Here is a 7,827-nt window from a genome sequence, read left to right as displayed (position 1 = left end):
CGGCCGGGCCAGCTCGGCGCGCATGATGAGCGCCATCACGCCACCGATCAGGAAGAACGCGAACGACGTCGCCAGATACAGCGTGCCGATCGTCTTGTGATCGGTGGTCGTCAGCCACTTCACCACGACATTGCCGGGCTGCTTGCGCCGGACCGGCAGCTCGTCGGCGTGCGAGCCTTCAGCTGCCGCGGCACCCTGGGGTTCGTTGAGGATGCTCACAGGTTGTTCGTCCTCTGGTTCTTCTCGTGGCTCGTCTGCGCGATGCCGGCCGGGATGTAACCGGTCTGCCCCTTCTTCGCGAGCTCCTTGAGGTGCTGCGCGTAGCGCTCCGGGGAGACGACCTTCACGTTGAACAGCATCCGGGAGTGGTCGACGCCGCAGAGTTCGGCGCACTTGCCGAGGAAGGTGCCCTCCTTGTTGGGGGTCACCTGGAAGGCGTTGGTGTGACCGGGGATGACGTCCTGCTTCATCAGGAACGGCACCACCCAGAAGGAGTGGATGACATCACGCGAGGTCAGGACGAAGCGGACCGTCTTGCCCTTGGGCAGCCAGAGCGTCGGGCCGGGGTTGTTCGTCTGCGGGTTCCGCGTGCCGGGCGTGCCGACGTCGTAGACACCGCCGGCGTTGGCCGGGAACTGGTCCTTGAGCCGGTCCGGGATGGCGTCCAGGTTCTTGTCGGTCCTGGCGTCGCCGGAGGAACCAGGGACGTTCTCGATGTAGTTGAAGCCCCAGCTCCACTGGAAGCCGACCACGTTGACCGTGACGTCGGGCTTCTTCGAGGTGTCCAGGAGCTTCGACTCGTCCCGGGCCGTGAAGTAGAAGAGCACCGAGATGATGATGATCGGGACCACCGTGTACAGGGCCTCGATCGGCATGTTGTACCGGGTCTGAGGGGGAACCTCGACCTTGGTACGGCTGCGCCGGTGGAACATCGCGCTCCACAGGATCAGACCCCACACCAGCACGCCGACGGCGAGCGCGGCAGCCCAGGAGCCCTGCCACAGGGAGAGGATCCGCGGAGCCTCTTCCGTGGTCGGGGTGGGCATGCCAAGGCGGGGGAAGTCCTTGTATGTGCAACCGGTTGCGGTCGCCAGGACCAGGCCCGCGGTCAGTGCCTGCAGCAGCTTCCGCCGCATCGGGCGCCGCGGCGAGCGGTCGGAGCCGTTGGGACTCACGTAGCGCCTTCCCGAGAGTCTCGCCCGCGCGGTCGGCTGCGGCCTTCTCGCTGGTCGGTCGCCGCCCTGCGTCGGGCAGGGGTTTGGATGTTTATGCGGACCAAACCCTAGCCCACCCTCTCCGAGGGTTCGCGGGGAGGGGTGCCTACTAACTCGGGTGGTTCGCTTGATTGGCGGCTGCGGGGTCATCGTGGCTGGTCGCGCCCCGCGGCGGAGCCGCTGATGTCACCGCCTCGCGCCCCTTCGGGGCACTGCCCTGACGGGCGGTCTAGCGTTGCCGTATGGCCTACTTTGACGCTGCCTCCGCCGTTCCTCTCCATCCCGTCGCCCATCAGGCGCTGTTGGCCTCTTTGGATGAAGGATGGGCCGATCCCGCCCGGCTCTACCGGGAGGGACGCAAGGCGCGGATGTTGCTGGACGCCTCGCGGGAGGCGGTTGCCGAGGCCGTCGGCTGCCGTGCGGACGAGGTGGTGTTCACGTCGTCCGGCACCCGGGCCCTGCACACGGGGGTCGCGGGGGCGTTGGCCGGACGCCGGCGGGTGGGACGCCACCTGATCGTGTCGTCCGTCGAACACTCCTCCGTACTCCATTCGGCGGAGGTGTTCGAGGCGGAGGGTGGGGCCGTCACCCGGGTGGCCGTCGACCGGGCGGGAGCCGTCGACCCCTCCGGATACGAGGCCGCGCTCCGCGCGGACACCGCCCTGGCGTGCCTGCAGTCGGCCAACCACGAGGTGGGGACCGTGCAGCCGGTGGCCGAGGTGGCCGAGGTGTGCCGGGCGGCCGGGGTGCCCCTGCTGGTCGACGCGGCGCAGTCGCTGGGCTGGGGACCGGTCGAGGGCGACTGGTCGCTGCTCGCGGCCAGCGCGCACAAGTGGGGCGGGCCGTCGGGGGTCGGGCTGCTCGTCGTGCGCAAGGGCGCGCGGTTCGCCGCCCAAGGGCCGGTGGACGAACGGGAGTCGGGGCGGGCGCCCGGGTTCGAGAACATCCCGGCGATCGTGGCGGCCGTGGCCTCGCTGCGCGCGGTGCGGGCCGAGGCGGCCCAGGAGGCGGTACGGCTGCGGGGGCTGACGGAGCGGATCCGGGCGCGGGTGCCGGAGCTGGTGCCGGACGTGGAGGTGGTCGGCGACGCCGTGCGCCGGCTGCCCGGGATCGTCACGTTCTCCTGCCTCTACGTCGACGGCGAGGCCTTGCTGCACGAGCTGGACCGGGCCGGCTTCTCGGTCTCCTCCGGTTCCTCCTGCACGAGCAGCACGCTGACTCCCAGCCATGTGCTGAAGGCGATGGGGGTGCTGAGCGAGGGGAACGTACGGGTGTCCCTGCCGGCCGGCACGGCGGAGGCGGACGTGGAGCGGTTCCTGGAGGTGCTGCCCGGGGTGGTGGCCGGAGTGCGCGAGAAGCTGGGCGCCCCCGCGCCGGTCACCCAGGGGAGCCCGGAGGAGCTGGTCGTCGACTCCCTCGGCAAGCGCTGCCCGATTCCGGTCATCGAACTGGCGAAGGTGTTCGGCCGGGTGCCGGTGGGCGGGACCGTCCGGGTCCTCTCCGACGACGAGGCGGCCCGCCTGGACATCCCGGCGTGGTGCGAGATGCGAGGGCAGGAGTACGTCGGGGAGGAGCCGGCGGAGAGGGGAACGGCGTATCTGGTGCGCCGGACGAGCTGAGGGGGGCGCGGCCCCGGACGGGCGCGTGCACCCGACGACGCACCGCCCGCGGCGGACGAGCAGTCGGCCGGCCTCAGCTCAGGTGGGCCCGCACTTCCTGACCGGCCTCGTCGCCGTACGCCTTCACGAACCGCTCCATGAAGTGGCCGCGCCGCAACTGGTACTCCTGCGTTCCCACGGTCTCGATGACCAGTGTGGCCAGCATGCAGCCCACCTGGGCGGCGCGCTCCAGGGAGACGCCCCAGGCCAGCCCCGACAGGAATCCCGCGCGGAAGGCGTCGCCGACGCCCGTGGGGTCGGCCTTGCGCTCCTCCTCCGGGCAGCCGACCTCGATCGGGTCCTCGCCGCTCCGCTCGATGCGTACGCCCCGGGAGCCGAGCGTGGTGACCCGGTGGCCGACCTTGGCCAGGATCTCCGCGTCGCTCCAGCCGGTCTTGGACTCGATGAGCCCCTTCTCGTACTCGTTGGAGAAGAGGTAGGTCGCGCCGTCCAGCAGTATCCGGATCTCCTCGCCCCCCATCCGGGCGATCTGCTGGGAGAAGTCGGCGGCGAACGGGATGTTCCGGGAGCGGCACTCCTCGGTGTGGCGGAGCATCGCCTCGGGGTCGTCGGCACCGATGAGGACCAGGTCGAGGCCGCCCACGCGGTCGGCGACCGTCTTCAGCTCGATCAGCCGGGCCTCGCTCATCGCGCCGGTGTAGAAGGAGCCGATCTGGTTGTGGTCGGAGTCGGTGGTGCACACGAAGCGGGCGGTGTGCAGGGTCTCGGAGATGCGGACCGATTCGGTGTCGACGCCGTGCCGGTCGAGCCAGGCCCGGTACTCGTCGAAGTCGAAGCCGGCGGCGCCGACCAGGATGGGCTCGGTGCCGAGCTGGCCCATGCCGAAGGCGATGTTGGCGCCGACGCCGCCCCGGCGTACGTCGAGGTTGTCGACCAGGAAGGAGAGCGAAACCGTGTGCAGCTGGTCCGCGACGAACTGGTCGGCGAAGCGGCCGGGGAAGGTCATGAGATGGTCGGTGGCGATGGAGCCGGTGACTGCGATGCGCACGACGGGATTCTCCTGCGGAAATAAGAAGGTGCGCGCGTGAGCGCTCGTTGGAAGGGCGGTGGTGGGAGGCGGGAGGGCGGATTGACAGTTCACGCTACCCGGTCGGAAGCTGCCACTGAAGCTGGCAAAACTACCCGATAGTAGCTCTTTTGCCGCAGCCCGGGCCGTGCCTACGGTGCGGGCATGACGAACCTCAAGGTCACCTCTTCCGCCCCGGCCGATTCCGACGGCGACCTCGCCGCGCTGCGCGGCGACTGCGCCCGGATGGCGCCGCACTGGGCGGTCCCGGAGCACGCCGAGTCCCGGCCGGTGCCGCCGTCCCTGATCCACGGGGTGCGCGTGCCCGCGCGGTCCGCCCGGCTGCTGGACGCGATGTCCGACTACGGCGACTGACCGCGGGGCGCGAGCCCGGGAACCGCGCGCTCCCCTACCGCGTCCCATCGCCGTCCCCCGCGCAGGGGACGCGGGACACGATCCAGCGAGGAGCGATGCGGTGAACACCGAGCGGTCTGAGAACTCCGGCGCCCCCGAGGAGCGCGAGCAGTCCCCCACGGACCCGCGGTCGACGACGGCGGAACCGGGGCGGAGCAGTGGTCGACGACCCACCGCCGTCATCGTCACGGTCGCCACCGCGGCCGTCCTGCTGATCGGCGGCGGTGGCGCGTACCTCGCCGCGGGCCACGGCACGGACGGCCGTGCGGGCGATGCCGCCGCACCCGGCGGGCCCGGCACTCCCCCGCCGCTCGCCCTGGACGGCTGGGCGAACAGCGGCACCGGCGGCATCGCGCCCGGCGAGCCGGATCCGTACGGCGCCCGGTACGTGGCGCGGGGGGAACTGCCCGACGGGCCCGGCTCCGCGCCGGTGTACGAGCCGGGGGCCGAGGTCGGCCGGGATCAGGTGGTCCGGCTGGCGAAGGCGCTCGGGGTCGACGGCGCGCCGGTGGCCGAGGGGCGCATCTGGCGGGTCGGCGGCCAGGACGGCTCCGGCCCGAAGCTGACGGTGAACCGGGACGCGCCGGGCGGCTGGAGCTTCGACCGGTACGCGCCCGGCACCGACAACTGCCGGAAGGTGACCGTCTGCGCGCAGGACCCGGGCGCTCCGGCCGGCGACCCGGTGAGCGTGGCCGACGCCGAGAAGGCGGCGGCACCGGTGCTGAAGGCGGCCGGGCTGGACGACGCGAAGCTCGACGCGAGCCAGGTCATGGGCGCCCGGCGGGTGGTCAACGCCGACCCGGTGGTCGGCGGGCTGCCCACGTACGGCTGGACGACCGGCCTGACCGTCGACCGCGGCGGCGAACTGGTCGGCGGTCACGGGCTGCTGGCGGCGCCGGTGAAGGGTGACACGTATCCCGTGGTGGGCGCCGCGAAGACGCTGGAGCTGATGAACGGGGCGGCGAAGGGCGACCACCGGATGGGGATCGGCGGGTGCGCGAGCCCGGAGCCGCTGAAGGACCGGCTGGAGCAGCCGTGCGGAGCGTCCACGGGGGCACCGAAGGCGGCCCGGGAGACGGTGACGGTCGAGAAGGCGGTGTTCGGGCTGGCCGCGCACTCCGTCGGCGGGCGGCAGACGCTGGTGCCGTCCTGGCTGTTCCAGGTGCGGGGGTCGACGGCGGGCGGCGCGTTCACCGTGACGTATCCCGCGGTCGACCCGGCCTACCTGGCCTCGGCGTCCGCGTCCCCGGCGCCGCGGCCCTCCCAGCCGTCCCAGGCGCCCGGGGAGAGCCGGAGCGTGAAGGTGAACGCCTACACGGCGGACGGGCGGACGCTGAACCTGAGCTTCTACGGCGGGGTCTGCGCCGACTACAAGACGTCGGCGCGGGAGAGCGCCGGCCGGGTGACGGTGACGGTCACCGAGCGGCCCTGGCCGGGCCGGGTGTGCATCCTGATCGCCAAGGAGTACGTGAAGACCGTGACGCTGGACGCGCCGCTGGACGGGCGGGCGGTGGTCGGCACGGACGGCAAGGCGATCCCGAAGGCGAAGCCGGGCTCGCTGCGGCCGGACGCGTCGGCGCAGGCGCGCTGACCGGGCAAAGTGAAGGCGGCGGCCCCCGGAAGGGGACCGCCGCCTTTCTCGACCGTCAGACCGTACGGATCTGCCGGCCGTCGGCTCAGCTGAAGGAGTCGCCGCAGGCGCAGGAGCCGGTCGCGTTCGGGTTGTCGATCGTGAAGCCCTGCTTCTCGATCGTGTCCACGAAGTCGATGGTGGCACCGCCGAGGTACGGAGCGCTCATGCGGTCCGTGACGACCTTGACCCCGCCGAAGTCCTTCTCCACGTCACCGTCGAGCGAGCGCTCGTCGAAGAAGAGCTGGTAGCGCAGGCCGGAGCAGCCGCCGGGCTGGACGGCGACGCGCAGCGCCAGGTCGTCGCGGCCTTCCTGGTCGAGCAGGGCCTTGACCTTGGCCGCGGCGGCGTCGGTCAGGATGATGCCGTCGGTGACGGTGGTGGTCTCGTCCGATACGGACATCTACATCTCTCCCGGGTTGTACGGAGACTGCTTGCCGACGAGTGCAACCGGCGATTCCGCGGATTCATTCCGGGCCGGGCATTCGCGTTGTCGCGTTTTGCTTCCGACTTCATGCTCGCACATGCCCCTGGGCGCCGACAGCGGCCCGTGGGGGGCTGGAGCGGGATTCACGTCACATGGACGCTATGGCCATCGTCAAAGTGACGTGAACCGGTTATGATAGATAGCGTCAGTTAGACGAAAAGTAGAAAGGGTGCGTGTCGTGACCACCGCCCAGACCCCGGAGCTCGACGTGCAGCCGACTCCGCTCGCCCTGCTGCTGCTCGGCCGCGAGGCCGACCCGAAGAGCGAGCGGGGCGTCGAGTGTCCCGGAGACCTGCCGTCGCCCTCCGACCCCGACCTGGTCGAGCGTGCCCGCGCCGCCAAGGCCCGGCTCGGCGACAAGGTCTTCGTCCTCGGCCACCACTACCAGCGTGACGAGGTCATCCAGTTCGCGGACGTCACGGGCGACTCCTTCAAGCTGGCCCGGGACGCGGCCGCGCGCCCGGAGGCCGAGTACATCGTCTTCTGCGGTGTGCACTTCATGGCCGAGTCGGCGGACATCCTGACCACCGACGACCAGAAGGTCGTCCTGCCCGACCTCGCCGCCGGCTGCTCCATGGCCGACATGGCGACGGCCGAGCAGGTCGCGGAGTGCTGGGACGTGCTGACCGAGGCGGGCATCGCCGAGCAGGTGGTCCCGGTGTCGTACATGAACTCCTCCGCCGACATCAAGGCGTTCACCGGCAAGCACGGTGGCACGATCTGCACCTCCTCCAACGCCAAGCGCGCCCTCGACTGGGCCTTCGAGCAGGGTGAGAAGGTCCTCTTCCTGCCGGACCAGCACCTGGGCCGCAACACCGCCGTCCGTGACATGGGGATGTCCCTGGACGACTGCGTGGTCTACAACCCGCACAAGCCGAACGGCGGGCTGACCGCTCAGGAGCTGCGGGACGCGAAGATGATCCTGTGGCGGGGCCACTGCTCGGTCCACGGCCGCTTCAGCCTGGACTCGGTCAACGACGTGCGCGCGCGCATCCCCGACGTGAACGTGCTGGTCCACCCGGAGTGCAAGCACGAGGTCGTGGCGGCGGCGGACTACGTCGGTTCGACCGAGTACATCATCAAGGCGCTGGAGGCCGCCCCGGCCGGCTCCAAGTGGGCCATCGGCACCGAGCTGAACCTGGTCCGCCGCCTGGCGAACCGTTTCGCTCCCGAGGGCAAGGAGATCGTCTTCCTCGACAAGACGGTCTGCTTCTGCTCGACGATGAACCGCATCGACCTCCCCCACCTGGTCTGGGCGCTGGAGTCCCTGGCCGACGGCAACCTGGTCAACCGCATCGAGGTCGACAAGGAGACGGAGGCGTTCGCCAAGCTGGCCCTGGAGCGGATGCTGGCGCTCCCGTAGCGCTCGCGCCTGCCCAGCGGACACGAAAGGGCCG

7 protein-coding genes and 1 pseudogene are annotated in these 7,827 nt (G+C 71.0%); 4 read left to right on the top strand and 4 right to left on the bottom strand.

The genetic code is table 11. The annotated features are described in order from the left end of the window. Both OO52_RS30070 and ctaC read right to left on the bottom strand, forming a co-directional pair. Positions 1 to 219, bottom strand: a pseudogene (locus OO52_RS30070) (cytochrome ubiquinol oxidase subunit I); the annotation flags it as partial. Next, a complete protein-coding gene (ctaC, locus tag OO52_RS30065; RefSeq protein ID WP_030658350.1) occupies positions 216 to 1,175 on the bottom strand; it encodes an aa3-type cytochrome oxidase subunit II in 960 nt (319 codons plus the stop codon). The gene ctaC and the pseudogene OO52_RS30070, both read right to left, overlap by 4 nt. Positions 1,176 to 1,456: 281 nt before the next feature. Between ctaC and OO52_RS30060 the strand changes: the two genes are divergently transcribed. Next, positions 1,457 to 2,833 carry a cysteine desulfurase/sulfurtransferase TusA family protein gene (locus OO52_RS30060; protein ID WP_030658349.1) on the top strand — a complete coding sequence of 459 codons (1,377 nt, stop codon included), beginning with the start codon at positions 1,457 to 1,459 and terminating at the stop codon, positions 2,831 to 2,833. Between the two features lie 73 nt (positions 2,834 to 2,906). Here the strand turns inward: OO52_RS30060 and OO52_RS30055 are convergent, their stop codons facing one another. After that, positions 2,907 to 3,881 carry a carbohydrate kinase family protein gene (locus tag OO52_RS30055; RefSeq protein ID WP_030658347.1) on the bottom strand — a complete coding sequence of 325 codons (975 nt, stop codon included), beginning with the start codon at positions 3,879 to 3,881 and terminating at the stop codon, positions 2,907 to 2,909. A 183-nt stretch (positions 3,882 to 4,064) separates the two neighbouring features. Between OO52_RS30055 and OO52_RS30050 the strand changes: the two genes are divergently transcribed. Then, positions 4,065 to 4,274: a hypothetical protein gene (locus OO52_RS30050; RefSeq protein ID WP_030658345.1), complete on the top strand. Its 210-nt coding sequence runs from the start codon at positions 4,065 to 4,067 to the stop codon at positions 4,272 to 4,274. A gap of 100 nt (positions 4,275 to 4,374) precedes the next feature. Then, entirely contained in the window at positions 4,375 to 5,904 is a 1,530-nt protein-coding gene (locus tag OO52_RS30045; RefSeq protein ID WP_030658343.1) for a hypothetical protein, read from the top strand. An 85-nt stretch (positions 5,905 to 5,989) separates the two neighbouring features. On the opposite strand, the gene OO52_RS30040 is transcribed toward OO52_RS30045, so the two are convergent. Beyond that, positions 5,990 to 6,346, bottom strand: coding sequence for an iron-sulfur cluster assembly accessory protein (locus OO52_RS30040; protein ID WP_028422454.1), 357 nt, complete (start codon positions 6,344 to 6,346; stop codon positions 5,990 to 5,992). Between the two features lie 262 nt (positions 6,347 to 6,608). Here OO52_RS30040 and nadA point away from each other — a divergent pair, with 262 nt between their 5' ends. Further along, a complete protein-coding gene (nadA, locus tag OO52_RS30035) occupies positions 6,609 to 7,793 on the top strand; it encodes a quinolinate synthase NadA (protein WP_030658340.1) in 1,185 nt (394 codons plus the stop codon). Positions 7,794 to 7,827 lie beyond the last annotated feature (34 nt).

It is taken from the genome of Streptomyces flaveolus (genome assembly GCF_000716535.1).
In the GTDB taxonomy this organism is placed as follows: domain Bacteria; phylum Actinomycetota; class Actinomycetes; order Streptomycetales; family Streptomycetaceae; genus Streptomyces; species Streptomyces flaveolus_A.
This window is presented reverse-complemented; position numbering and strand designations above follow the sequence as displayed.